The following is a 24,930-nucleotide window of genomic DNA, read 5'->3' as shown; positions in this document are numbered from 1 at the left end:
ATTTTAAACTGAACACTATATAAATGTCAACTCCCGTTGAAGTAATTCATTAAACTGAATTTTTATTTTGTGATGTTCAAAATCGATAATTCGCTCTATTTTTTCTGGCCACTCAATAAAAATCCAAGCATCTTGGTTCAGATAATCTTCAAAACCGATATCATAAACTTCTTCGATCGAATTAATTCTGTAAAAGTCAAAATGAAATACTTTTACATCTTTGGCTTCATAAGGGTTTACTAGAGAAAAACTAGGACTTGAAACATGATCTTCTATACCTAATGTTTTGACTAATGCTTTTATTAAAGTGGTTTTTCCAGCACCTAAGTCACCCTGAAAACTAATAATTTTATGCGATGATTTTGCAATAATTTCTGTTGCAATGTGATTTAAATCATCTAAACTATAATTGGTAAACTTCATTATTTAGGATTAAAAACAGCAAAAGGAATAATCATTTCTTCTAAAGACACACCGCCATGTTGGTAGGTTTGCTTAAAGTAATTGGCATAATAGTTATAATTATTTGGGTAGGCTAGAAAGTAATTACTTTTAGCAAAGATGTAAGAACTTGACATGTTTATACTTGGCAAATGAAAGTCTTTCGGATTTTTAACGGCAATCACGTCTTTGGCATTATAGGTGAGGCTTTTTCCTGTTTTATAGCGCAAATTTAGACTTGTATTTTTATCGCCGATAACTTTTGAAGGGTTTTTAACATTAATGGTTCCGTGATCGGTTGTGATGATTAATTTAAAACCCATGTTTTTAGCCTGCTGGATTATTTGTAATAATGGCGAATTTTTAAACCAACTCTGAGTTAAAGAGCGATATGATTTGTCGTTAGATGCTAACTCCTTGATTACTTCAAGTTCCGTTTTTGAGTGAGATAGCATATCCACAAAATTATAAACAACAACACATAGATCGTTAGATTTTTCTTGCTTAAAATTATCTACTAATTTTCGCCCTGAATTGACATTGGTTATTTTGTGGTATGAGTATTTGTAATCTAAGCCTAGACGAGCTATTTGCGTTTGTAAAAAATCGGCTTCATGTAAGTTTTTTCCACCTTCATCTGTGTCATTTTTCCAGTATTCAGGGTAAATTTTTTCCATGTCTGCTGGCATTAAGCCAGAAAAAATAGCATTTCTTGCATATTGCGTTGCGGTAGGCAAGATGCTGTAAAATGCTTCTTCATAACTTTTTTTATAATAAGCATTTAAGGTTGTTTCAAATGCCTTAAACTGATCGTACCTTAGGTTATCAATAACAACTAATAATGTTGGGTTATCGTGGCTTAATTCAGGCACAATTTTGTTTTTAAATAAGGTATGAGATAGTTCTGGAGCTTCAGAATTTTTGTCAAACCAATTAGCATAATTTCGTTCTATAAATTTCCCAAACTCAATGTTAGCTTCATTTTTTTGAGATTCTAAAATCTCCATCATACCATTATCATCAATATTTTCAAGTTCTATTTCCCAATAAATAAGCTTTAGATATAAGTTTGCCCAATCATCATAAGTTTTGGTTTGCATAAGATCCATCGCTATTTTACGAAATTCTTGCTGATAATTAGAAGTGGTTTTTTCGGTTACTAATCGAGAGTGATCCAGGTTTTTTTTCAAACTCAATAAAATTTGATTGGGATTAACCGGTTTAATAAGGTAATCAGTTATTTTAGACCCAATCGCTTCTTCCATAATATATTCTTCTTCACTTTTTGTAATCATCACCACAGGAAGCTGGTCTCTAATGGTTTTAATTTCAGCTAATGTTTCTAAACCTGTTAAACCTGGCATGTTTTCATCTAGAAAAACAATATCGAAATTTTCAGTCGTTACTAATTCAATTGCTTCAGCACCACTTTGGCAAGTGGTTACTTCGTAATTTTTTTGTTCAAGAAAAATTATATGTGGTTTGAGTAAATCAATTTCATCATCTACCCATAAAACTTTTAGCTTTGTCATATATATGTATCTTTGTTTTTTATAATCGAATTCTTAGTGAAACAAAATAACAAACTTAAAATTATAAACGATCCAATTTATGGATTTATTACCATTCCTAGTCCTTTAATTTTCGACTTAATTGAACATAAATACTTTCAGCGTTTACGCCGAATTTCCCAGATGGGATTGTCTTATTTGGTTTATCCTGGTGCTCATCATACAAGATTTCATCATGCTTTAGGTTGTATACATTTAATGGGAAAAGCGATTAAAGTTTTACGTTTTAAAGGTGTTGAAATTACAGATAAAGAAGAAGAAGCTCTACTTATGGCTATTTTATTACATGATATTGGTCATGGGCCTTTTTCGCACGCATTAGAGCATATGTTTGCAGAAGATGTTTCTCATGAATATATATCTTTAAGTTTCATGAAAGCACTTAATGAAGAGTTTGAGGGGAAACTATCTACCGCAATCGATATTTTTACAGACAAGTATCCTAAACAATTTTTATGTCAATTATTATCTAGTCAACTAGACATGGACAGACTTGATTATTTAAAGCGTGATAGTTTTTACACAGGTGTAGCTGAAGGTAATGTTAATAGTGAGCGATTAATCAGCATGTTAAATGTTAAAGATGATCAAATTGTTGTAGAAGAAAAAGGAATCTATTCAGTCGAAAAGTTTCTAGTAGCAAGACGATTAATGTATTGGCAAGTTTATTTGCATAAAACAGGTTTGTGTGCAGAGCAATTGTTAGTAAAAATAATTTTAAGAGCAAAAGAGTTATTACTTGCGGGCAAGGCCATATATTGCAACGAAGAATTAGGTTATTTTTTAAAACATCAAATTAATTGTCAATTATTTAATCAAGAGGCTTTGCAAATGTTTGCTCAATTAGATGATTATGATGTCATTTACGCTATTAAACAATGGTCAAAATCTAAAGATTTTGTTTTAAGTCATTTAGCACAAATGATTTTAGAGCGTCGATTACCAAAAGTAAAATTAAAAAACAAGCCAATTGCAGCTGAAAAGTTAGAAGCTAAATTAGCCCAAGTAATGAAACAACATCAACTCACCAAGAATGAAGCAGCTTATTTTGTATTTACTGGCGAGACCCAAAACTTAGCTTATAAATTAAATTCACAACCGATTAAAATATTATATAAAAACGGAAAATTGAACGATGTTTCAAAAGCTTCAGACCAATTAAATCTTAAAGCCTTATCAAAATTGGTTACAAAACACTACTTCTGTTATCCTAAAAACAATTATTAACACTTTTTTTCTATTTTTGCCAGAATGAAATTTACAGCAAGACAAATAGCAGAGATATTAAACGGCGACATTGAAGGTAATCCAGAAGCGACTGTTTCAAAATTATCTAAAATTGAAGAAGGCGAAAAAGGATCGCTTACGTTTTTATCTAATCCAAAATATACCAACTATATTCAATCTACTAATGCAAGTATTTGTATTGTTAATAAAGACTTTAAAAGTGAAGTTGAATTATCTACAACTTTAATTAGGGTTGAAGACTCTTATGAAGCCTTTTCAAAACTTCTTGAATATTACAATCAAATTAAACTAAATAAATCAGGTATTGAATCACCTAACTTTATGAGTGATTCAGTTAAATTAGGTGAAAATTGCTATGTTGGTGCATTCAGTTATATTGGCGAAAATGTAAAAATCGGAGATAATGTAAAAATTTATCCAAACGTCTACATTGGAGATAATGTTGAAGTTGGAAATGATAGCATTTTATTTCCCGGTTGTAAAGTTTATTCTGAAACAATAATTGGTGAAAGCTGTGTGATTCATGGTGGAGCAATTATTGGTGCTGATGGTTTTGGCTTTTCGCCTGACAATAAAGGCATTTATAAAAAGGTGCCACAAATAGGAAATGTTATTATAAAAGATCATGTAGATGTTGGCGCAGGTACAACCATCGATCGTGCTACCTTAGGCTCAACTGTTATTCATGAAGGCGTTAAACTTGATAATCAGATTCAGATCGCTCATAATGTTGAAATTGGAAAACATACTGCCATTGCAGCGCAAACTGGTATTGCAGGTTCAACTAAAATAGGAGAACATTGCTTAATTGGCGGTCAGGTTGGTATTGTAGGTCACGTACAAATAGGCAACTATGTTAAAATTCAAGCTCAAACTGGTGTTGGTCGAAATGTAAAAGATAAAGAAGCCATACAAGGATCGCCTGCTTTGGGATATAGTGACTTTAATAAATCTTATGTTCACTTTAAAAATTTACCTGAAACCATTAAACGTTTAAATTCATTAGAAAAAACAATTCGCGAAAATGAGTCTAAATCCTAAAAAACAAACAACTATTGCTAATGAAGTTCAGCTAAAAGGCGTCGGGCTTCATACTGGCCAAGAAGTGACTTTAAATTTTAAACCAGCAGAAGCTAATTCAGGCTACGCTTTTAAGAGAATCGATTTAGAAGGTCATCCTATTATTCCAGCCGACGCCAACTATGTAACAGACACAAAACGCGGAACAACCTTAGAAAAAAATGGCGTGCTAATTCAAACTTCAGAACATGTTTTAGCGGCATGTGTTGGTCTTGAAATTGACAATATTATAATTGAATTAAATGCTTCTGAACCTCCAATAATGGATGGTTCGTCAAAGTTTTTTGTTGAAGCGCTTGAGCAAGCTGAAATAGTAGAACTTGATGCTGACCGTGATGAATTCATCGTTAAAGACGTGATTTCATTTTCAGATGAAGAAACTGGATCTGAAATATTGGTGATGCCGGCTAACGAGTATCAAGTTACCACAATGGTTGATTTTGAAACTAAAGTTTTAGGCACTCAAAATGCATCTCTTAAGTCTCTAAAAGACTTTAAAGAAAAAATTTCTTGTTCACGGACATTTAGTTTCTTGCACGAACTAGAAGCATTACTTGAGCATGGCTTAATTAAAGGTGGAGACCTTAACAATGCTATTGTTTATGTAGATAAAGAATTGTCTCAAGAAACTATGGATAAGCTAAAAGTTGCCTTTGGTAAAGATGATATTAAAGTTAAACCAAACGGTATCTTAGATAACTTAACACTGCATCATCCTAATGAAGCAGCTCGTCACAAACTGCTTGACGTTTTAGGAGATTTAGCCTTAGTTGGTACATATATTAGAGGTAAAGTTATAGCCAACAAACCTGGTCATGGTATCAATACTCAGTTTGCCAAGAAATTAGCTAAAATTATCAAGTCTGAAAAACGTAATAAAGTGCCCCAAATTGATTTAAATGAAAAGCCACTTTACGACGTTACAGAAATCATGAATAAGTTACCACATCGACCACCGTTTTTATTGGTCGATAAAATTTATGAATTAACCGAATCTACTGTGATTGGATCTAAAAATGTCACAATGAATGAACCCTTCTTTGTAGGACATTTTCCAGGCAAACCAGTAATGCCAGGTGTTCTTCAAGTCGAGGCAATGGCACAAACTGGCGGTATTTTAGCTTTAAGTTCGGTCCCTGATCCTGAAAATTATTTAACTTATTTCATGAAAATTAATAATGTGAAATTTAAACAACAAGTTGTGCCTGGTGATACTTTAATTTTTAAATTAGAATTAATTACACCAATTAGACGCGGTATTTGCCACATGCAAGCTTATGCTTACACTAACGGTAAATTAGCTTGTGAAGCCGAGTTGATGGCACAAATTGTTAAAGCAAAATAAAGTTTATGAATCAACCCTTAGCATACGTACATCCAGGAGCAAAAATTGCAAAAAATGTGGTTATTGAGCCTTTTACAACTATTCATAGTAATGTTGAAATAGGCGAAGGATCCTGGATAGGATCTAACGTCACTATTATGGAAGGTGCTCGCATTGGTAAAAATGTAAGTATTTTTCCTGGAGCAGTAATTTCTGCCATTCCACAAGATAAAAAGTTTGATAACGAAGATACAACTACTGAAATTGGTGATAATACAACCATAAGAGAATGTGTAACTATCAATCGTGGTACTTCAGACCGAATGAAAACTAAAATCGGTAAAAATTGTTGGATCATGGCTTATTGCCACATAGCGCATGACTGTATAGTTGGTAATAACTGCGTTTTTTCAAACAATTCCACATTAGCTGGCCATATTACCGTTGGTGATTATGCTATATTGGCGGGTATGGCAGCAGTACAGCAGTTTTGTAGTATTGGTCGCCATGCTTTTGTTACAGGTGGTTCTTTAGTAAGGAAAGATGTTCCTCCATTTGTTAAGGCAGCAAGAGAACCTTTATCTTATGTAGGAATAAATTCAGTAGGTCTTCGTCGTCGTGGTTATGAAACTGATAAAATTCGTGAAATACAAAACATCTATCGCATACTATATCAAAAAAATTACAATAACTCTCAAGCACTTTCAATTTTAGAAGCTGAAATGGAGGCAACTCCAGAACGCGATGAAATTATACAGTTTGTTAAAGATTCGCAACGCGGAATTATGAAAGGCTATTTTTCTAACTAAAAAAATAATATATGGCATCTACAAGTGATATTCGAAATGGATTATGTATCAGATATAACCATGACATTTATAAAATAATTGAATTTTTGCATGTTAAACCAGGAAAAGGTCCTGCATTTGTAAGAACAAAATTAAAAAGTGTAACTACTGGAAAAGTAGTTGAAAATACATTTTCAGCAGGTCATAAAATCGATGATGTTAGAGTTGAGACACATAAGTATCAATTTTTGTATCAAGAAGGTGAGTTTTATCATTTTATGCATACTGATGACTATACACAAATTAGATTAGTTGAAGCAGCCCTAGATATGCCTAAGCTTTTGAAAGAAGGTGAAGTAGTATCGATATTAATTAATACTGAAGATGACGCACCTTTATCTGTAGATATGCCTCCACATGTAGAACTTGAGGTAACTCATACAGAGCCTGGCGTTAAAGGTAATACCGCAACTAATGCTACTAAACCAGCAACTGTAGAAACAGGAGCTGAAATTAATGTACCATTGTTTATTAATGAAGGTGATAAAGTTAAAATTGAAACTGAAAAAGGAACCTATAAAGAACGTGTGAAATAGCTCTCTATGAAGTTTCCAAAACCCTACGCATTAAAATCAATTGCTGATATTCTTGATTGTTCTTATGTCGGTGAAGATGATTATCAAGTTTATGGTGCAAATGAGATTCACGTTGTAGAAAAAGGTGATATTGTTTTTGTAGATCACCCTAAGTATTATGATAAAGCTTTAAATTCGGCTGCAAGTGTTATTTTGATTAATAAAGAAGTTGCTTGCCCTGATGGAAAAGCTTTATTGATTTCTAAGGATCCATTTACTGATTTTAATAAACTTACTTCTTTTTTTAAACCCTTTAAACCTTCAACTCAGTCTATTTCATCTTCAGCAACTATCGATAATACAGCTGTTATTCAGCCTAATGTTTTTATTGGGAATAATGTGAAAATTGGTAAAAACTGCATTATTCATTCTAATGTTTCAATCTATGATGATTCTGAAATTGGTAACAACGTCATTATTCACAGTGGTTCTGTTATTGGTGCTGATGCTTTTTATTATAAAAATAGGCCAGAAGCCTATGATAAATTAAAATCTGGCGGGAATGTTGTTATTGAAAATGATGTCGAAATTGGTGCTTTATCAACAATTGACAAAGGTGTTTCAGGATCAACTTTAATTAAAAAAGGTACTAAAATAGATAATTTAGTACAAATTGGCCACGATACAGTAATTGGTGAAAAAGTGCTGATTGCCGCACACACAGGAATAGCAGGCTGTTGTATTATAGAAAAAAACGTCACAATATGGGGACAAGTCGGAATTTCAAGCGGACTTAGCATCGGTGAAAGTGCAATCATATTAGCACAATCAGGAGTTTCTAAAAATCTTGCTGCTCACAAAACCTATTTTGGTACACCAGCAAGTGATATCAAAAAGAAATATAGAGAGATGGCACATATTGCCAATTTACCTAACCTCGCAAAACAACTTAAAGATGTTACAAGAATCAAATAAAGTAGTCGATTTTTTAGAATCTGATTATTTTAAAAATAGTGATGTTTTAAAACAATATTTTCATGAAGATGCCATCATTCACTGGCGAAGTTCTGAGGCATTTTATGAATTAGATTTAAAAGGATTTGGTGATTTAACCACAAAAATGGGCAAATCATTTTTAAATATGACAGCCGAATTTCATGACATCATCACAACTGACCATGCTGTTGTTACACATTTTACCTATTTTGTTGAATCTATTGAATCTGAAGAGCTGCATGCTTTAGCACATTTCATGGCTATTTGGAAATTAGAAGATGCTAAGATTTCAAAAGCTGAAATCATGAGTATGCCAGCCGAAGATGAAATTGAAGTTAAAAAACAAATTTGAACCTATTTTTAAGTCTATAAACTTTTTAGGTTCATCCTAATAAATTACTTTTGTTAAAGAAAAATCACAAATCTTATGAGCGTTTTAGTAAATAAAAATTCAAAAATTATTGTTCAAGGTTTTACTGGTAGTGAAGGTACCTTTCATGCTGGTCAAATGATAGACTATGGCACTAATGTAGTTGGCGGTGTGACGCCAGGAAAAGGTGGCACTGAACATTTAGGCAAACCTGTTTTCAACACAGTTTCAGATGCTGTTGAAAAAGCTGGAGCCGATACATCAATTATATTTGTTCCACCAGCTTTTGCTGCCGATGCAATAATGGAAGCAGCCGATGCTGGAATCAAGGTTATTATTGCAATCACCGAAGGTATCCCAGTTTCAGATATGATTAAAGCCTCAAACTATATAAAAGATAAAGATTGTCGTTTAATCGGACCTAACTGTCCTGGTGTAATTACACCAGAAGAAGCTAAAGTTGGTATTATGCCTGGCTTTGTTTTCAAAAAAGGTAAAGTTGGTATTGTTTCAAAATCAGGAACTTTAACTTATGAAGCTGCTGACCAAGTGGTAAAAGAAGGTTTAGGTATTACAACAGCCATTGGTATTGGTGGTGACCCAATTATAGGAACAACAACTAAAGATGCCGTTGAGCTTTTAGTAAACGATCCAGAGACTGAATGCGTAGTAATGATTGGTGAAATTGGTGGTCAGTTAGAAGCCGAAGCTGCAAACTGGTACAAAAACAGTGGTAGCAAAAAGCCTGTTGTTGGTTTTATTGCTGGAGAAACTGCTCCAGCTGGACGTACAATGGGTCATGCTGGTGCTATTGTTGGCGGCAGTGAAGATACAGCTCAAGCCAAAAAAGAAATTTTAAAAGATTGCGGGATTCACGTTGTTAACTCACCTGCTGAAATCGGTAAAAAAGTTAGTGAAGTACTAGGCTAAACTCTAATTTAAACCACAAAAACCTCCTAGCATAAGAGGTTTTTGTGGTTTTAATATATTTATACAATGAAATTATTAGAAAATAAAAACGTCATAATTACTGGCGGAAGCCGAGGAATTGGTAAAGGTATCGCTGAAGTTTTTGCTCAACATGGCGCTAATGTTGCCTTTACTTATAATTCATCTTCAAATGCAGCTGAGACATTAGTTAAAGAATTAGAGAGTTTTGGGATTCAAGCTAAAGCATACCAATCTGATGCTTCAAATTTTGATCAAGCACAGCAGTTGGCAGCCGATGTAATAAAAGATTTTGGAAGTATTGATGTTTTAATAAATAATGCAGGGATTACTAAGGACAATCTTCTTATGCGTATGTCTGAAGAAGACTTTAATAAAGTTATTGAAGTTAATTTAAATTCTGTATTTAACCTTACCAAAGCAGTTTTACGACCTATGTTAAAGCAGCGTCATGGAAGCATTATTAACATGAGCTCAGTTGTAGGTATTAAAGGAAATGCAGGACAAGCTAATTATTCAGCCTCAAAAGCTGGTATTATTGGTTTCTCTAAATCAGTTGCTTTAGAATTAGGTTCAAGAAACATTAGATCTAACGTTATTGCACCAGGATTTATAGAAACTGAAATGACGGCTAAACTTGACGAAACAACAGTTGACCAATGGCGACAAGCTATTCCTTTAAAACGTGGTGGAACACCAACTGATATTGCAAATGCTTGTGTGTTTTTAGCAAGTGATATGAGTAACTACATCACAGGTCAAACTTTAAGTGTTGATGGTGGCATGTTAACTTAATTATATGACTATCGAGACCATTATTTTTATATTGCTTAACAGCATAGTTTCATTTGGTCTCAGTCTTTTATTTTATAAAAATTACCTAAAGGATAAAAGCAAGTGGCTATTAATTGGTCTCAGGTTTTTATCCTTTTTTATTATAATTACGCTTTTATTTGATTTTTCTACTGAATTAACTCAAGTAAGTACAGAAAAGCCAAAATTGTATATCAGTGTTGATGATAGTGAGTCGATGAACTATTTAGGCGACTCTACTGAAGTAACTCAACTAGTTAAAACCTTAGAAGACCATCCAGAACTTAATGAAGTTTTTGATGTTAATTTATTAAAATTTGGAAACGATGTGGAGGTTTTAGACTCTCTAAGCTTTAATCAAAACTACACTAATCTCAGTTCTTTATTTAACTTTTATATTAATCTAAAAGACAAAAACGCACACTTCATTACCATTACTGATGCCAATCAAAACTTTGGTCAATCTATCGATTATAGCTTAACAGAATCATTAAAAGTTAGAAATTATGGAATTATTGTAGGTGATACAACACAAGTTGATGACATTAATTTAAGCCGAACTAATCAAAACGCTTATGCTTTTTTAGATAATAATTTTCCAGTTGAAGTTTTTGTAGAAAATAACAGTAATTCTGAAGTTACAACAAAGCTTAAATTGCAAAAAGATAATCAGTTAGTCGCTCAAAAAAATATTGAATTATCACCGAATGCCACCGGACAATTTAAATTTGAAGTTAAAGCAGCTCAACTTGGTAAACAAGTCTATCAAGTTGCAGTTGATGCAGTAAAAAATGAAAAAAATACAGCCAACAACAAGAGATCGTTTGGTATTGAAATTATAGACAATCGTTATAATATTCTATTAATTTCAGATATCATACATCCAGATATTGGCGCGTTAAAATCTTCAATTTCAGCATCAAATCAATATCAATTTGCATTAAAAAAGTCACAAGAAGTCAGTGATTTATCTAATTATAATTTAATTATTGCTTATCAGCCAACACAGGTATTTAAGCCTTTATTATCTCAGATTATAGACGCAAAACAAAGTTTGTTTATTGTTGGAGGAACTTCAACCGATTACAATATGTTAACAGATATTGATTTTGGTTTTTCAAAACGCACTTCCAGTTTAATTGAAGATATACAAGCAGAAACTTCAAATTCATTTTCGTATTATGAGACTGTAAATTTACCTTTTCAAGATTTTCCACCCTTAAAAAATCAATTAAGTCGCGTAAAGCTAACTGATAACTTTCAAACGCTACTTGATCAAAAAGTAAATGGTTTTAAAGATGGTAATCCGCTGTGGATTACTAAAAATGTAAATAATCATAAGCTTAGTGTTTTATTTGGTGAAAATATTTGGATGTGGCGCTCTAAAACTTATCAGTTACTAGGCAATTTTAATATGTTTGATAGATTTTTAGACCAACACATACAATTTTTGTCTAACAAAAAGCGTCGTGAGCGTTTAACTGTAAATGTTAAAAATTTTTATAATAGAGGTGAAGCTGGCAAAATTTCAGCAAAGTTTTATGATGCTAATTATAACTTTAAATCTGATGCTAAATTAAATTTGTCAATAACCAACTTAAAAACTAATGCCATAGAAACAATTAGTATGGCTCGCGATGCTAATCAATTTTCATCCTCAATTTCTAGTTTACCAACGGGTAATTATTCATATAAAATTTCAGCTGAGGCATTTTCAAAAACTGGAGATTTTAGTATTATCGATTTTAATCGCGAACTTCAAGATCAGCAAGCCAATTTTGAGTTTTTAGCAACTGGTTTATTAAAAGAAAATATATTTTTACAAAACAACTCTAAAGATTTAATCAATTCAATTTTAAGTAAAAATCCTAAAGCAATTCAAAAATCTTTCGTAAAAAAGCTGGGTTTTATTGAAATTAAGTACATACTTGGTTTATTAATATTAACTTTGGGAATTGAGTGGATGCTCAGAAAATATAAAGGATTAAACTAAAATAAATAATAATGGAAAAGTTACCAAAATCAATAGTACCAATAATAATTGTTGTAATTATCGGTATTATCTTTATTTCAAATTCAACAGTCAATATTAGTTCAGGTGAAGCCGGCGTTTTATTTAAACGTTTTGGCGGTGGTGTTGTTACTGACGAGCCACCTTTAGATGAAGGATTTCATATTGTTGCTCCATGGAATGATGTGTTTGTCTATGAAGTTAGACAGCAAACAATTGATGAAAAAATGACGGTTTTATCTTCAAACGGACTAGATATTAAACTAGATGCTACGATTTGGTTTGAGCCAGATTATGATAGACTAGGACTTTTGCACAAAGAACGTGGTGAAGATTATGTTAGACGATTAATTCAACCAGCTGTAAGGTCTGCAACAAGAACGGTTGTAGGACGTTACAAGCCTGAAGAATTATATGCGCAAAAGCGTGAGTCAATTCAAAAAGAAATGTACGAAGAGACAGAACAATTATTGAGAGACCAATACGTTTTAGTTAATAGAATTTTAGTTCGTGATGTTTCATTACCGCCAACAATTAAAGGTGCTATTGAACGTAAATTGAAGCAAGAGCAAGAATCATTAGAGTATCAATACCGATTAGAAAAAGCCGAAAAAGAAAAAGAGCGCCAACGTATTGAAGCCGAAGGTAAAGCACGAGCTAATGAGATTTTAAGTGCTTCTTTAACTGATAAAATTCTGAGAGAAAAGGGAATTCAAGCGACACTCGAGCTTTCAAACTCTTCTAACTCCAAAGTAATCGTTATCGGTTCAGGCGATGAAGGTTTACCAATCATATTAGGTAATAATTAAAAATATCTTAAAACTTAATAATAGTTTGTACATATCAGACTTATAGTTAATTTTGTATCGTATGAAATTTACACATTTACATCATCATGTTTGGTATTCGTTAAATCACGAACAAATGCTGCGTTGATGTAAGTTTTACTATAACTCATAACCCGTTTAAGCATTTGTTTAAACGGGTTTTTTAATTTAAAGCTATGAAAGAAAAACTTAAAATTGCAATTCAAAAATCTGGTCGTTTACATGACGATTCGCTTCAAATTTTAAAAGATTGTGGCATATCAATAAATAACGGAAAAGACCAGCTTAAGGTAAGCGCATCAAATTTTCCGATTGAAATATTGTACTTAAGAAACGGAGATATCCCACAATATCTTAGGGATGAAGTGGTTGATGCGGCAATCATCGGAGAGAATTTATGTTTAGAAAAAGGTGAAGATTTACCTATCTTAAAATCATTAGGCTTTTCAAAATGTCGCGTTTCAATAGCCATACCTAATCAAGTTGAGTATCAGTCACCAAAAGATTTAAATGGAAAACAAATAGCAACTTCTTATCCAAACACACTTCAAAAATTTTTAAATCAACATCAAATACAAGCCGAAATTCACCTTATTAATGGTTCAGTTGAAATTGCACCAAGTATAGGTTTAGCTGATGCTGTTTGTGACATCGTTTCAAGTGGTAGCACATTGTTTAAAAATAATTTAAAAGAGGTAGAAGAAATTACTAAAAGCGAGGCAGTTTTAGTAAAATCACCAACTTTAAATTCTGATAAAAAGCACATATTAGATAAACTTTTATTTAGAATTGATGCGGTTTTGAAGGCCAAAGATGCCAAATATGTATTGCTTAATGCACCAAATGATAAGATTGATCAAATCATTAAAATTTTACCAGGAATGAAGAGTCCAACAATAATGCCTTTGGCTGAAAAGAATTGGAGTTCGATACATACTGTAATTAACCAAGAAAAATTTTGGGATATTATAGACGAATTAAAAGCGGCTGGCGCTGAGAGTATTTTAGTAAACCCTATTGAAAAAATGATTTTGTAATGAACACCATTAAATTTCCTCCTAAAAAAGATTGGTCTCAATTGCTGAAAAGACCTACGCAATCTTATGACGATTTAGAGCAAACTGTTAAATCTATTTTTAAGGATATCGAATCTCATAGAGATGAAGCCATTGAAAAATATACTGAAATGTTTGATGGTGTTAAAATTTCAAACATAATTGTTAGTTCTAAAGAGTTTGAAGATGCCTCAAATTCTGTTGCTGTCGGCTTAAAAGAAGCCATCAAATTGGCCTACAATAATATTTATAAATTTCACGAAGCTCAAAAAATAAATAATTTAGCAAAAGTTGAAACGCAACCTGGTGTAACTTGTTGGCAAAGTAAAAAACCAATAGATAGTGTTGGTTTATATATTCCAGGTGGTAGCGCACCTTTATTTTCGAGTATTTTAATGTTAGCAATTCCCGCAAAAATTGCTGGTTGCAAAACGATTACCTTAGCAACACCACCAAGAAAAGACGGTACAATAGATCCTGCAATTTTATATACCGCTCATTTATGCGGTATTGAAACCGTTGTTAAAGTTGGCGGAATTCAAGCTATTGCTGGACTTACATTTGGTACTAAAAGTATTCCAAAAGCTTATAAAATTTTCGGGCCTGGAAATCAATATGTAACAGTTGCTAAACAAGTAGCAACAACTTATGATGTTGCCATCGACATGCCAGCAGGTCCGTCTGAATTACTAGTTATGGCCGATGAAACTGCAAAACCTTCATTTGTTGCTTCTGATTTATTGAGTCAGGCTGAACATGGAGCAGATTCTCAAGTCATTTTAGTTTCAACAGACAATACTTTAATTGAAGCTGTAAAATCTGAGATAAAATCTCAAATTGAACAATTACCCAGAGTTGAAATTGCTAAGGCTGCAATCAGTAATTCAAAATTTATTTTAGTAGATTCATTTACTGAGGCAGCAGAACTGATTAACAATTACGCACCAGAACACTTTATTGTAGCCACAAGAGATAACAACTTTTTCGTTGATCATATTTCTAATGCTGGATCTGTGTTTATTGGTAATTTTACACCAGAAAGCGCAGGCGATTACGCATCTGGAACTAATCACACACTGCCAACAAATGCATACGCCAAACAATATAGTGGTGTTAATTTAGACGCATTTATGAAAACAATTACTTACCAAGAAATTAGTCAAGAAGGTATTAAACACATTGGTGCTGCTGTAGAGTTAATGGCTGAAGCTGAAGGACTTACTGCTCATAAAAATGCAATGTCTAAAAGATTAGAGGCTATTAAAGAAAGTGATGAGGCATGAAAAATCAACTAAAATTAAGCGAGCTAGTTCGAGAGAATGTAAAAGCTATGAAAGCCTATTCTTCTGCGCGAGATGAATTTTCTTCAACTAAAGATGATTTACTTTTTTTAGATGCAAACGAGAGTCCGTTTGATAATAAGTTTAATCGTTATCCAGATCCATATCAACTTCAATTAAAAGAAGCAATAGCAAGTCTAAAGTCGGTTTCAACTACACAATTAATGCTTGGTAATGGTAGTGATGAAGTTTTAGATTTAATTTTTAGGGCTTTTTGTGAACCTCATCAAGACCAAGTCATTACCATGCCACCAACTTATGGCATGTATCAGGTTTTAGCCAATTTAAACGCTATTGAGGTAGTAAAAGTTAATCTTACTGAAAGTTTTCAGATTAATACTACTGCAGTTTTTGATGCGATTACGCCAGCTACCAAACTTATTTTCATATGTTCGCCAAATAATCCTTCAGGAAATGTCATGCAAATTAATAGTATTAAACTACTATTAGAGCAATTTAAAGGTTTGGTTGTAATTGATGAAGCTTATATTGACTATAGCTCAACAAGTTCATTTATAAGTGAATTACAAATTTATGATAACCTAATCGTTACCCAAACTTTCTCTAAAGCATTAGGTCATGCTGCAATTAGACTTGGTGTTTGTTTTGCGCATCCTTCAATAATTAATGTTTTAGAAAAAATTAAACCACCTTATAATGTTAACCAATTAACACAAAATAAGGCTTTAGAGGTTATCAAAAACTACGATACTGTTAGCTTTCAGGTTAAAATTTCAACCTCAGAACGCCAACTTTTAATGAAACAACTTGAAGAAATTTCATTCATAAAGCAAGTATTTCCGAGCGATGCAAATTTTATATTATGCCGTGTAGATGATGCCAACAAACGTTACCAAGAGTTGCTAGATTTAGGCATAATCGTGAGAAATAGAAACCAAGAGGTTGGCTGTGAAAATTGCTTACGAATTAGTATCGGTACGCCTGAACAAAACAAAAAATTAATGCACACTCTAAATCAATTAGACCTATGAAACCCGTTTTATTTATAGACCGTGACGGTACAATTATCGCAGAGCCAAAAGACGAACAAGTTGATGATTTTTCTAAGTTAAAGTTTTTACCTCATGTTATTACAGCTTTACAGAAAATTACTAAAGTTACCGATTATGAATTGGTTATGATTACAAATCAAGATGGTTTAGGTACTGACCAATACCCAGAAAAAGATTTTTGGCCAATCCAAAATTTTATTGTCGATACGCTTGCGTCCGAAGGTATTTCGTTTTCAGAAATTTTTATAGATAAAAGCTTTGCAAAAGATAATTCACCCAACAGAAAACCTAATACAGGTTTGCTAGGTAAATATTTTAAAGATAATTATGATTTAAAAAAATCTTTTGTGATTGGTGACCGACTTACTGATGTGAAACTAGCCCAAAACTTGGGCGCTCAAGCAATTTTTATAAACAATCAACGTAACTTAGGCAACGAAGAGGTCTCTGATGAAGTAGAACAACTTCAGCAAAACATAGTCCTTGAAACTACTAACTGGGATGATATTAAAATTTTTTTATGTTGGCCTTCACGTAAAGCTTCAATTAGTCGAAATACTAAAGAAACTCAGATATCTGTTGAAGTTAACTTAGACGGTACAGGAAAAAGTCATATTTCAACAGGTTTAGCATTTTTTGATCATATGCTAGACCAAATTTCAAAACATGGCTTAATCGACTTAAATATAAACACAAAAGGTGATCTTGACGTCGATGAGCATCATACTATCGAAGATACAGCTTTAGCTCTAGGAGAAGCATTTGCCCAAGCTATTGGCGATAAATTAGGTGTAGAACGTTATGGCTTTTGTTTGCCAATGGACGACTGCCTTGCACAAGTAGCTATTGACTTTGGTGGAAGAAATTGGCTGGTTTGGGAAGCCGACTTTAAACGTGAAATGATTGGTAAAATGCCAACTGAAATGTTTATGCACTTTTTTAAATCGTTTTCAGATGCAGCAAAAGCAAACCTTAACATTAAAGCTGAAGGCCAAAATGAGCATCATAAAATTGAAGCGATATTTAAAGCTTTTGCAAAAGCAATTAAAATGGCAGTTAAACGTGACCCAGATAAAATGATTTTACCAAGTACAAAAGGTACTTTATAACAATTAAACTAATTTAAATCAAAATTAAGTGAAGCTTTCAATTATAGATTATGGTGCAGGAAATATTAAAAGTATTCAGTTTGCATTTCAACGTTTAGGGATCAAAGCACAATTAACTAATAGCCCTGAAGAAATTCTAAATTCTGATAAAATTATTTTTCCTGGCGTTGGTGAAGCGAGTTCAGCTATGAGAAAATTAAAATCTACAGGTTTAGAGCAATTGATACCTCACTTAAAACAACCTGTACTGGGTATTTGTTTAGGGATGCAACTCATGTGTCATAAAAGTTCTGAAGGAAATACGAATGCATTGGGTATTTTTGATGTTGATGTAATTAAATTCTCAAACCCAGAACTTAAAGTACCACAAGTTGGATGGAATGCAATTCATTCATTAAAAGGCGAACTATTCAAAGGTATTTCAGAAGGCGAGTTTATGTACTTAGTCCATTCATACTACGTACCCAAGCATGCAGAAGCTATTGCACTATCAAATTATGGCAAGGATTATACAGTAGCTCTTAAACACCAAAACTTTTATGGTGTGCAATTTCACCCAGAAAAAAGTGGTCGATCAGGTGAGCGACTGCTTGAAAATTTTATTAAACTAAAAGTTTAAATAATACAATATATATGTTGATAATTAATTACTTAATTATAAAAATTAAATAAAATGAGAATCATACCAGCTATAGATATAATTGAAGGAAAGTGTGTTCGTCTAACCAAAGGAGATTATAACACGCAAAAAGTTTATAACGAAGATCCACTTGAAATTGCTATGACTTTTGAAGATCACGGTATTAAACATTTACACTTAGTCGACCTTGATGGCGCGAAGTCTCAGCATATTGTTAATTATAATGTTTTAGAACGCATTTCTTCAAAAACTGATTTGCAAATCGATTTTGGTGGTGGTCTAAAGTCTGATGAAGATTTACGTATTGCCTTCGAGTCTGGTGCCCATCAAATTACAGGCGGAAGCATTGCTGTTAAAAATGAGGATCTATTTATGAAGTGGCTAAAGACTTACGGTAACGATAAAATAATTTTGGGTGCTGACGCCAAAAACGGTAAAATTGCTACAACTGGTTGGTTAGAAGATTCAGATATAGATATCTTAAACTTCATTGACAGTTTTGTTAAAAAAGGAGTTAGTTATGTTATTGCGACTGATATTTCTAAAGATGGAACTCTTGAAGGCACAGCCATTGACTTGTATAAACAAATACTTCAACAGCATCCAGAAATTCAGCTTATTGCTTCTGGTGGTGTTGCTGGTATTGATGACTTAAATCACGCAAAAGAAATAGGTTGCGAAGGGATTATTATTGGTAAAGCGATTTATGAAAATACAATTTCTTTAAAAGATCTTGAAAACTACATCGTAGGCAAAACTTCATAAATTAAACACATTACTAAATTAACTTTAAATGCTTACAAAAAGAATTATTCCTTGTTTAGACATTAAAAATGGTCGAACAGTTAAAGGTGTTAACTTCGTTGACTTAAAAGATGCGGGTGATCCTATTGAATTAGCGGTTTATTACGCAGAAAACCTAGCTGATGAGTTGGTTTTTCTTGATATATCAGCAACTGAAGAACGCCGAAAAACTTTAGCTAAACTTGTTGAAGCCATCGCTCAACACATTAATATTCCGTTTACAGTCGGCGGAGGCATAGCCTCAGTTAAGGATGTAGAATTACTCTTAAAACATGGTGCTGATAAAGTCTCAATTAATTCTGCTGCTGTTAAAAATCCTTCTTTAATAACTGAAATTGCTTCTCAGTTTGGTTCGCAATGTTGTGTAGTAGCGATTGACGCTAAACAAATAGACAGCCAATGGAAAGTTCATCTAGTTGGCGGTAAAGAAGCTACGAGTCTTGATTTATTTAATTGGGCAAAGCAAGTTGAAAGTCTTGGCGCTGGTGAAATTTTATTTACATCGATGAATCACGATGGTACTAAAAATGGTTTTGCGAATGAAGCTTTAGCAAAATTATCAAGTATCGTGAATATTCCTATTATCGCCTCAGGTGGTGCAGGAGCTAAGCAACATTTTAAAGATGTATTTACATTAGGAAAAGCTGATGCAGCACTAGCTGCTAGTGTTTTTCACTTTAAAGAAATTCAAATAAAGGATTTAAAAAATTATCTTTTAAACTCAAAAATTCCCGTAAGATTATGATTGTAAATCAAGTCAACTTTTCAAAATATCCAGATCAATTAGTACCAGCTATTATTCAGGATGCTATTACCAGAAATGTTCTCATGTTAGGCTACATGAATAAAGAAGCACTTACAAAAACACTTGATTTAAAACAAGTTACTTTTTTTAGTCGAAGTAAACAAAGGTTATGGACTAAAGGTGAAGAAAGTGGAAATTATTTACATCTCGAAGATATTAAACTTGATTGTGATCAAGATGCTTTGTTAATTCAAGCAACTCCAAGTGGCCCAACATGTCACAAAGGAACAGATACATGTTGGGCTGAAGCTAATACAGCTAATTTTGGTTTTTTATCTAAACTTGAAGAAACCATTACTGATCGCAAAATGACCTTTAAAACATCTCATCAATTACAAGAAAAGCCTAAAAGCTATGTTACATCATTGTTTAATAAAGGTATTAACAAAATTGCTCAAAAAGTAGGCGAAGAAGCAGTTGAAGTAGTTATCGAAGCTAAAGATGATAATGATGAGTTATTTTTAAATGAAAGTGCCGACTTACTTTTTCATTATCTCATTTTACTTCAAGCGAAAGGTTTTAAATTAGCAGATGTAGTTCAAGTTTTAAATAACCGCCGTAAATCTAATTGATGCAGCAAAGATATTACTACCTAGTTAAGATTCAATACCTTGGATTCAGATACCATGGCTGGCAAAAACAACCAGATGTAAAAACCGTAGAACTTATGCTTAATAAAACGCTTAATTATATCTTAGAAGGTAAGCGTTTTAAATGTATTGCTGCTGGCAGAACAGACGCTATGGTATCTGCAAATCAAACATACATCGAGTTATTTTTATATGATGAACCACTTCAACTTGATGGATTTTTAAATCTGTTCAATTACAATTTACCACAAGATATCAGAGTTTTAGACATTTCTGAAACTTCTAAAGATTTCAATATTATTCAACATGCGAAGTTAAAAACCTATCATTACTATTTCTGTTATGCACAAAAAATGCATCCATTTTCAGCGCCTTTTATGTTAAATGTTCGTGATGATTTAGATATAGACTTAATGATTTCTGGAGCTCAATTATTCACACAAATGACGGATTTTTATTCATTTACCTTCCGACCAAGCAAATTAACAAAATTTGAAGGCGAAATAGAATCATGTTTAATTGAAAATAATAATGTACTAAAGGCTAACTTTTTTCCAGAGCAATCTTATGTTCTTAAGGTAAAAGGCAAAGGTTTTAAACGTCAGCAAATCAGGTTAATGATGGGTGCACTTATCGATTTAGGACAACATAACATTACATTAGATTATTTTAAACAATTAATTGACGGTAAAAACCGTATAAAATTAAGTCATGTTGCTCCTGCTTCAGGTCTTGTATTACATAAAGTAGAGCTTGTTTAAAACCATTTTTTGCGTTTAAAGTAAATTACTAAAACTAAAGCAATAACAATCATTATCGTCCATACAATATAATAAGCAGATTTTAAATCTAGCTCTGGCATGTAAGTAAAATTCATACCATATACACCAACAATAAAAGTTAATGGAATAAAGATAGTAGACATGATAGTTAATACTTTCATGACTTGATTCATGTTATTACTTGTACTACTCATGTACATATCCATTAAACCCCAAACAATGTCACGATAAATATCGATATTTTCTGTCACTTGCAAAATATGATCATATAAATCGTTTAAGAAGCGTTTGGTCTTCAATTTAAATAATTTATGATCGGTTTGGTGCAAACGGTTTATAAGTTCTTTAGTTGGTGCAACCGATTTTCTCACACTTAAAATTTGACGTTTAAGAATTTGAATATCTTGTGGAGAAGTGTTTTCGGTATGATTTAAAATAACATCTTCTAAAGCTTCAGTTTGGAGTTCAATAGTCTCAGCAATATTGTAGTAATTATCTACAATAGCATCGATAATAGCATAAAATAAGTAGTCTGAACCAGCATCTCTAATTCTACCTTTTTTTAAAAAAATTCGTTCACGGAGAAATTTTAGTACATCGTCGTATCTGTTTTCTTGAAAGCTTATCACATAATTATCACCAACAATAAGTGCAAAATGCTCTTTAACTAGACTAGTGTTGTGATAAATCATTTTCAATGTAAAAAACACATAGTCTTTAAACTCATCTAATTTTGGTCTTTGCTTAGTATTGGCAATATCTTCAAGAACTAAAGGATGAATTTTAAAAACATTTCCTAATTCAGTAAGTTGCTTAACATCTTTTAAACCTGTAAAACTAATCCAATGTATAGATTCTGGTGCGGCATCGACAGTAGCTTTAATTTCAGAAACAGATAAATTAGTTGAAGTTTTACAATCGTCAGTATTGTAGCTGAGTATATCAATTTCAGTTGAAATATGGTCGTTATCACCAACATAAGTTACTTCACCAGGCACTAAGTTTTGAACCTTAGATTTCTTTTGAAACTGAATTGGTTTTGTAAATTGCTGAAAAGTAGATTTTAATTTAGACTTCAAAATATTGTATTTGACTTAATAAACGCTCTTTTACTAAGTTAATAATTCGTTTATTAACGGCACTTACATTTTTACTATAAAATTTATATTCATCTGCTGTAAAATGACCTAAAAATAATCCTCTAATTAAATTTTTAAGTTTAGAATCCTTTTTTACAGCTTGCTCAATATAAGCAGTTTTACCGCCTAAATCGTATTTATGATAAACATTTTTATAACGATCTATGTAATTTTTAAAAACTTCTAGCAAAATCATATTCTGAAATTTTGCAATAGGTCTTAAACTTTCATTTTGAAATCGCTCTAAATCTTGTGTATTTTCATAAACTTTAGCGTTTGGAAGTTCAACTCTAATTGATAAAATTTCTTGGTCTCGATCTAGCATTATCTTAAATTTTATCGAATGTAATTATTCTTTTGTAAACTTAATTTTATATTTAAATAAAAAATGCTCAAAGGAATTAACCCTTACACACAAAATGAAATTTATAGTTTTAAGCCGTTAACTTCAACTGAAGTTAGCCACAAAATAGAAGCTGCTCAAAATGCTTTTAAAACATGGCAAAAAAACTCATTCAAAGAACGTGCGTCTTTAATACTTCAGCTTTCAAAACACTTAAAAAATAATGCTTCAAATTTAGCTTCAATTATAACTAAAGAAATTGGTAAACCCATTTCACAGTCTATTGCTGAAATTGAAAAATGTGCATGGGTTTGTAGATATTACGCTGAAAACGCTGAAGTTCAACTTCAACAAAAAAACATTACAACTGACGCTCAGTCTTCTTATGTAAGTTATGAGCCTTTAGGTGTTATATTAGCAATTATGCCTTGGAATTATCCATTTTGGCAGGTCTTTAGGTTTTTAGCACCCAACTTAATGGCAGGCAATGTTGGCTTACTTAAACATGCAAGTAATGTGCAACTATCTGCAAAAGCGATAGAAGATATTATAAACAATCTTGGTTTTCCTACACATAGTTTTCAAAACTTACAAATATCAAGTCAACATGTTGAAGAAGTAATCAAACATCAACATGTAAAAGCAGTTACCTTAACCGGAAGTGAAAAAGCAGGTAAAGCCGTTGCTAGTCAAGCTGGTCAAGCTTTAAAAAAATCAGTTTTAGAATTAGGTGGTAATAATGCTTTAGTAGTGTTTAATGATTGTGACCTTGAAAAAACCGTCAAGACTTGTGTACAAGCTAGATTTCAAAACAATGGTCAAAGTTGTATTGCTGGCAAACGCCTTTTAATTCAAGATGGTGTTTATAATGATTTTATAGCTGAATTGACTACACAAGTAAAAAACTTGAAAGAAGGTCATCCTAAAGATGCCGATACCTATATTAGTGTTATGGCTAGAGAAGATTTAGCTGAAGAACTTGAAGAGCAATTAAATATTTCAATTAAAAATGGCGCTAAAGTTAGGTTAGGAGGCAAGCGAAAAAATGCCTTTTTCGAGCCAACAATTGTTGAAGATGTAACTGAAGAAATGCCGATATTTCAACAAGAAACTTTTGGTCCTGTATTAGCGGTCACACGATTTTCATCTACAACTGAAGCTGTAAAACTTGTAAATGGTTCTAGATTTGGTTTAGGAGTTTCAATTTTTACCAAAAACAACAAGTTGATAAATGATTTAATACCTCAATTTGAAGATGGCGCTGTATTTGTTAATGAGCTAGTAAAAAGTGACCCTAGATTACCTTTTGGCGGTACAAAACGCTCTGGTTATGGTCGAGAATTATCAGATGAAGGTATTTTAGAATTTGTAAATAGAAAAACCGTTTATATTAAATAAAAAAACGAGGTAATGCATCATTACCTCGTTTTAAATCACGGTTTAATATTTTAACCATGGTCATGGCCGCCGCCTTCAGCATGGTGGTGAACTTCAATGGTTCTAAAGAGTTCTGTTTCATTACCTGTTGCATCGATAATAAAAATACCGATGTGGTATTCTCCAGCTTCTATTTCATGTTCAACGCCATCATGCATGATGTGATGTGGAATTTCGATATCTTTTTCTAAAGAATGTGAAGTACCTGAAATTGTTCCTGTTTCATCATAACTCCATTCCATGTATCCCATTTCTGCATTGGCAACTGGTCGGTGTGTATGGCCGTCGCCACCAAAGTGAATATCAATTCTATACGATGACAGTTGTACATCGTCAGTAATTTCTGCATGGATGTGTAGCATTTCACCAGGCTCAAATTCTGAGTTTACAGCTGGTTCCATAAGTTCAATAACAGGTGCTTGTGCATCAAGTGCATCGTCATCATCAGAGCAAGCAAATGTTAACATTGCAATAATTGCGAGAGATAATATTTTATTTAAATTTTTCATTTTTGTGTTTATTAAGTTATAAAATTATTTATTGTGAGTGTGTTGTGATTTTTTTTAAAAATGGTGGATCTCTACCATACTGATATTTTTTAAAACGTGTAGCCCGCTTATTTTCTTTAAAGTATATTGGCTTCAATATATAATTAATATCATTTTGAAGCTTTAATTTATTAATTTGAATATTAGATAATGCATTGTAAACAAAATGACTACAGTAGTGGTTAATTCCTTGCTCTGTATAGGAGTTTTCAGTAGAGGCGTTTGGCTTAAACTCATGTTTGAAAATTAATAAATGAGATAAACTTGAGCTAATTAAAATTAGCATTAAGCCAGCTAGAAAAAAGCTAATATGTAATTTAAACAATCTCATTA

General features: G+C 32.4%; 27 protein-coding genes. 21 read left to right on the top strand and 6 right to left on the bottom strand.

All coding sequences use genetic code 11. From position 1 onward, the window contains the following. Positions 1-15: 15 nt before the first annotated feature. Positions 16-423 (bottom strand): tRNA (adenosine(37)-N6)-threonylcarbamoyltransferase complex ATPase subunit type 1 TsaE, encoded by a 408-nt coding sequence (tsaE, locus tag IMZ30_RS11735; RefSeq protein WP_207038483.1) that lies wholly within the window; start codon positions 421-423, stop codon positions 16-18. Then, the gene (locus IMZ30_RS11730) at positions 423-1,973 is read right to left on the bottom strand and encodes a bifunctional response regulator/alkaline phosphatase family protein (RefSeq protein ID WP_207038482.1); all 1,551 of its coding nucleotides are present in this window, start codon (positions 1,971-1,973) and stop codon (positions 423-425) included. Before IMZ30_RS11730 ends, tsaE begins: the two co-directional genes overlap by 1 nt. 36 nt (positions 1,974-2,009) lie before the next feature. Between IMZ30_RS11730 and IMZ30_RS11725 the strand changes: the two genes are divergently transcribed. The 20 genes from IMZ30_RS11725 (at position 2,010) to IMZ30_RS11630 (ending at position 21,109) form a co-directional block, all read left to right on the top strand. Then, positions 2,010-3,239 (top strand): HD domain-containing protein, encoded by a 1,230-nt coding sequence (locus IMZ30_RS11725; protein ID WP_207038481.1) that lies wholly within the window; start codon positions 2,010-2,012, stop codon positions 3,237-3,239. Positions 3,240-3,263: 24 nt separating this feature from the next. Continuing rightward, entirely contained in the window at positions 3,264-4,301 is a 1,038-nt protein-coding gene (lpxD, locus tag IMZ30_RS11720; RefSeq protein ID WP_207038480.1) for a UDP-3-O-(3-hydroxymyristoyl)glucosamine N-acyltransferase, read from the top strand. After that, the gene (locus IMZ30_RS11715) at positions 4,285-5,685 is read left to right on the top strand and encodes a bifunctional UDP-3-O-[3-hydroxymyristoyl] N-acetylglucosamine deacetylase/3-hydroxyacyl-ACP dehydratase (RefSeq protein ID WP_207038479.1); all 1,401 of its coding nucleotides are present in this window, start codon (positions 4,285-4,287) and stop codon (positions 5,683-5,685) included. Before lpxD ends, IMZ30_RS11715 begins: the two co-directional genes overlap by 17 nt. Before the next feature lie 5 nt (positions 5,686-5,690). Beyond that, a complete protein-coding gene (gene lpxA, locus IMZ30_RS11710) occupies positions 5,691-6,473 on the top strand; it encodes an acyl-ACP--UDP-N-acetylglucosamine O-acyltransferase (protein ID WP_207038478.1) in 783 nt (260 codons plus the stop codon). Positions 6,474-6,484: 11 nt separating this feature from the next. Next, positions 6,485-7,048 (top strand): elongation factor P, encoded by a 564-nt coding sequence (gene efp, locus IMZ30_RS11705; RefSeq protein WP_073190646.1) that lies wholly within the window; start codon positions 6,485-6,487, stop codon positions 7,046-7,048. A 6-nt stretch (positions 7,049-7,054) separates the two neighbouring features. Further along, positions 7,055-8,002, top strand: coding sequence for a UDP-3-O-(3-hydroxymyristoyl)glucosamine N-acyltransferase (locus IMZ30_RS11700; RefSeq protein WP_207038477.1), 948 nt, complete (start codon positions 7,055-7,057; stop codon positions 8,000-8,002). Beyond that, positions 7,983-8,375: a nuclear transport factor 2 family protein gene (locus IMZ30_RS11695; RefSeq protein ID WP_207038476.1), complete on the top strand. Its 393-nt coding sequence runs from the start codon at positions 7,983-7,985 to the stop codon at positions 8,373-8,375. The genes IMZ30_RS11700 and IMZ30_RS11695 overlap by 20 nt, the downstream gene beginning before the upstream one ends. Before the next feature lie 75 nt (positions 8,376-8,450). Next, positions 8,451-9,323: a succinate--CoA ligase subunit alpha gene (gene sucD / locus IMZ30_RS11690; protein ID WP_207038475.1), complete on the top strand. Its 873-nt coding sequence runs from the start codon at positions 8,451-8,453 to the stop codon at positions 9,321-9,323. Between the two features lie 66 nt (positions 9,324-9,389). Next, on the top strand, positions 9,390-10,136 hold the full coding sequence (fabG, locus tag IMZ30_RS11685) for a 3-oxoacyl-[acyl-carrier-protein] reductase (RefSeq protein WP_207038474.1): 747 nt from the start codon (positions 9,390-9,392) through the stop codon (positions 10,134-10,136). Between the two features lie 4 nt (positions 10,137-10,140). Beyond that, complete coding sequence (locus IMZ30_RS11680; protein ID WP_207038473.1) at positions 10,141-12,147, top strand: hypothetical protein; 2,007 nt, start codon at positions 10,141-10,143, stop codon at positions 12,145-12,147. Between the two features lie 11 nt (positions 12,148-12,158). After that, a complete protein-coding gene (locus IMZ30_RS11675) occupies positions 12,159-12,974 on the top strand; it encodes a prohibitin family protein (protein WP_207038472.1) in 816 nt (271 codons plus the stop codon). Positions 12,975-13,168: 194 nt separating this feature from the next. Further along, positions 13,169-14,029, top strand: coding sequence for an ATP phosphoribosyltransferase (gene hisG / locus IMZ30_RS11670; protein ID WP_207038471.1), 861 nt, complete (start codon positions 13,169-13,171; stop codon positions 14,027-14,029). Beyond that, positions 14,029-15,330 carry a histidinol dehydrogenase gene (gene hisD, locus IMZ30_RS11665; protein ID WP_207038470.1) on the top strand — a complete coding sequence of 434 codons (1,302 nt, stop codon included), beginning with the start codon at positions 14,029-14,031 and terminating at the stop codon, positions 15,328-15,330. The genes hisG and hisD overlap by 1 nt, the downstream gene beginning before the upstream one ends. Further along, positions 15,327-16,379 (top strand): histidinol-phosphate transaminase, encoded by a 1,053-nt coding sequence (gene hisC, locus IMZ30_RS11660; protein WP_207038469.1) that lies wholly within the window; start codon positions 15,327-15,329, stop codon positions 16,377-16,379. The genes hisD and hisC overlap by 4 nt, the downstream gene beginning before the upstream one ends. Next, positions 16,376-17,509: a bifunctional histidinol-phosphatase/imidazoleglycerol-phosphate dehydratase HisB gene (gene hisB, locus IMZ30_RS11655; RefSeq protein WP_207038468.1), complete on the top strand. Its 1,134-nt coding sequence runs from the start codon at positions 16,376-16,378 to the stop codon at positions 17,507-17,509. Before hisC ends, hisB begins: the two co-directional genes overlap by 4 nt. A 28-nt stretch (positions 17,510-17,537) precedes the next feature. After that, positions 17,538-18,128, top strand: coding sequence for an imidazole glycerol phosphate synthase subunit HisH (hisH, locus tag IMZ30_RS11650; RefSeq protein ID WP_207038467.1), 591 nt, complete (start codon positions 17,538-17,540; stop codon positions 18,126-18,128). 54 nt (positions 18,129-18,182) lie between these two features. After that, the gene (gene hisA, locus IMZ30_RS11645; RefSeq protein ID WP_207038466.1) at positions 18,183-18,914 is read left to right on the top strand and encodes a 1-(5-phosphoribosyl)-5-[(5-phosphoribosylamino)methylideneamino]imidazole-4-carboxamide isomerase; all 732 of its coding nucleotides are present in this window, start codon (positions 18,183-18,185) and stop codon (positions 18,912-18,914) included. Between the two features lie 28 nt (positions 18,915-18,942). Continuing rightward, positions 18,943-19,698, top strand: coding sequence for an imidazole glycerol phosphate synthase subunit HisF (hisF, locus tag IMZ30_RS11640; protein WP_207038465.1), 756 nt, complete (start codon positions 18,943-18,945; stop codon positions 19,696-19,698). Beyond that, positions 19,695-20,330, top strand: a complete 636-nt coding sequence (hisIE, locus tag IMZ30_RS11635; RefSeq protein WP_207038464.1) for a bifunctional phosphoribosyl-AMP cyclohydrolase/phosphoribosyl-ATP diphosphatase HisIE — start codon at positions 19,695-19,697, stop codon at positions 20,328-20,330. Before hisF ends, hisIE begins: the two co-directional genes overlap by 4 nt. Next, positions 20,327-21,109, top strand: a complete 783-nt coding sequence (locus IMZ30_RS11630) for a tRNA pseudouridine synthase A (RefSeq protein ID WP_207038463.1) — start codon at positions 20,327-20,329, stop codon at positions 21,107-21,109. Before hisIE ends, IMZ30_RS11630 begins: the two co-directional genes overlap by 4 nt. Here the strand turns inward: IMZ30_RS11630 and corA are convergent. Both corA and IMZ30_RS11620 read right to left on the bottom strand, forming a co-directional pair. Next, positions 21,106-22,209, bottom strand: a complete 1,104-nt coding sequence (gene corA / locus IMZ30_RS11625; RefSeq protein WP_207038462.1) for a magnesium/cobalt transporter CorA — start codon at positions 22,207-22,209, stop codon at positions 21,106-21,108. The genes IMZ30_RS11630 and corA overlap by 4 nt on opposite strands. After that, positions 22,199-22,594, bottom strand: coding sequence for a glyoxalase (locus IMZ30_RS11620; RefSeq protein ID WP_207038461.1), 396 nt, complete (start codon positions 22,592-22,594; stop codon positions 22,199-22,201). Before IMZ30_RS11620 ends, corA begins: the two co-directional genes overlap by 11 nt. 63 nt (positions 22,595-22,657) lie before the next feature. Here IMZ30_RS11620 and IMZ30_RS11615 point away from each other — a divergent pair, with 63 nt between their 5' ends. Next, the gene (locus IMZ30_RS11615; protein ID WP_207038460.1) at positions 22,658-24,010 is read left to right on the top strand and encodes an NAD-dependent succinate-semialdehyde dehydrogenase; all 1,353 of its coding nucleotides are present in this window, start codon (positions 22,658-22,660) and stop codon (positions 24,008-24,010) included. Positions 24,011-24,060: 50 nt separating this feature from the next. Here IMZ30_RS11615 and IMZ30_RS11610 read toward each other — a convergent pair whose 3' ends face one another. Then, positions 24,061-24,558 (bottom strand): DUF4625 domain-containing protein, encoded by a 498-nt coding sequence (locus IMZ30_RS11610; protein WP_207038459.1) that lies wholly within the window; start codon positions 24,556-24,558, stop codon positions 24,061-24,063. A 28-nt stretch (positions 24,559-24,586) separates the two neighbouring features. Then, positions 24,587-24,928 carry a hypothetical protein gene (locus tag IMZ30_RS11605; RefSeq protein ID WP_207038458.1) on the bottom strand — a complete coding sequence of 114 codons (342 nt, stop codon included), beginning with the start codon at positions 24,926-24,928 and terminating at the stop codon, positions 24,587-24,589. Positions 24,929-24,930: the final 2 nt, after the last annotated feature.

The organism is Psychroflexus sp. ALD_RP9 (genome assembly GCF_017311165.1).
Lineage (GTDB): Bacteria > Bacteroidota > Bacteroidia > Flavobacteriales > Flavobacteriaceae > Psychroflexus.
Note: the sequence above shows the minus strand (reverse complement) of the source record. Positions and strands in the feature narration are given on the sequence as shown.

Excerpts from the sequence above, each read along its gene's own strand:
- IMZ30_RS11730 (WP_207038482.1), bottom strand. The coding sequence starts at position 1,973 with ATGACAAAGCTAAAAGTTTTATGGGTAGATGATGAAATTGATTTACTC.
- hisD (WP_207038470.1), top strand. The coding sequence starts at position 14,029 with ATGAACACCATTAAATTTCCTCCTAAAAAAGATTGGTCTCAATTGCTG.
- fabG (WP_207038474.1), top strand. The coding sequence starts at position 9,390 with ATGAAATTATTAGAAAATAAAAACGTCATAATTACTGGCGGAAGCCGA.
- efp (WP_073190646.1), top strand. The coding sequence starts at position 6,485 with ATGGCATCTACAAGTGATATTCGAAATGGATTATGTATCAGATATAAC.
- hisC (WP_207038469.1), top strand. The coding sequence starts at position 15,327 with ATGAAAAATCAACTAAAATTAAGCGAGCTAGTTCGAGAGAATGTAAAA.
- tsaE (WP_207038483.1), bottom strand. The coding sequence starts at position 423 with ATGAAGTTTACCAATTATAGTTTAGATGATTTAAATCACATTGCAACA.
- IMZ30_RS11610 (WP_207038459.1), bottom strand. The coding sequence starts at position 24,558 with ATGAAAAATTTAAATAAAATATTATCTCTCGCAATTATTGCAATGTTA.
- sucD (WP_207038475.1), top strand. The coding sequence starts at position 8,451 with ATGAGCGTTTTAGTAAATAAAAATTCAAAAATTATTGTTCAAGGTTTT.
- IMZ30_RS11680 (WP_207038473.1), top strand. The coding sequence starts at position 10,141 with ATGACTATCGAGACCATTATTTTTATATTGCTTAACAGCATAGTTTCA.
- IMZ30_RS11605 (WP_207038458.1), bottom strand. The coding sequence starts at position 24,928 with ATGAGATTGTTTAAATTACATATTAGCTTTTTTCTAGCTGGCTTAATG.
- hisB (WP_207038468.1), top strand. The coding sequence starts at position 16,376 with ATGAAACCCGTTTTATTTATAGACCGTGACGGTACAATTATCGCAGAG.
- IMZ30_RS11615 (WP_207038460.1), top strand. The coding sequence starts at position 22,658 with ATGCTCAAAGGAATTAACCCTTACACACAAAATGAAATTTATAGTTTT.
- IMZ30_RS11695 (WP_207038476.1), top strand. The coding sequence starts at position 7,983 with ATGTTACAAGAATCAAATAAAGTAGTCGATTTTTTAGAATCTGATTAT.
- IMZ30_RS11700 (WP_207038477.1), top strand. The coding sequence starts at position 7,055 with ATGAAGTTTCCAAAACCCTACGCATTAAAATCAATTGCTGATATTCTT.
- IMZ30_RS11675 (WP_207038472.1), top strand. The coding sequence starts at position 12,159 with ATGGAAAAGTTACCAAAATCAATAGTACCAATAATAATTGTTGTAATT.
- IMZ30_RS11715 (WP_207038479.1), top strand. The coding sequence starts at position 4,285 with ATGAGTCTAAATCCTAAAAAACAAACAACTATTGCTAATGAAGTTCAG.
- hisIE (WP_207038464.1), top strand. The coding sequence starts at position 19,695 with ATGATTGTAAATCAAGTCAACTTTTCAAAATATCCAGATCAATTAGTA.
- lpxA (WP_207038478.1), top strand. The coding sequence starts at position 5,691 with ATGAATCAACCCTTAGCATACGTACATCCAGGAGCAAAAATTGCAAAA.
- hisF (WP_207038465.1), top strand. The coding sequence starts at position 18,943 with ATGCTTACAAAAAGAATTATTCCTTGTTTAGACATTAAAAATGGTCGA.
- hisA (WP_207038466.1), top strand. The coding sequence starts at position 18,183 with ATGAGAATCATACCAGCTATAGATATAATTGAAGGAAAGTGTGTTCGT.
- IMZ30_RS11620 (WP_207038461.1), bottom strand. The coding sequence starts at position 22,594 with ATGCTAGATCGAGACCAAGAAATTTTATCAATTAGAGTTGAACTTCCA.
- lpxD (WP_207038480.1), top strand. The coding sequence starts at position 3,264 with ATGAAATTTACAGCAAGACAAATAGCAGAGATATTAAACGGCGACATT.
- hisG (WP_207038471.1), top strand. The coding sequence starts at position 13,169 with ATGAAAGAAAAACTTAAAATTGCAATTCAAAAATCTGGTCGTTTACAT.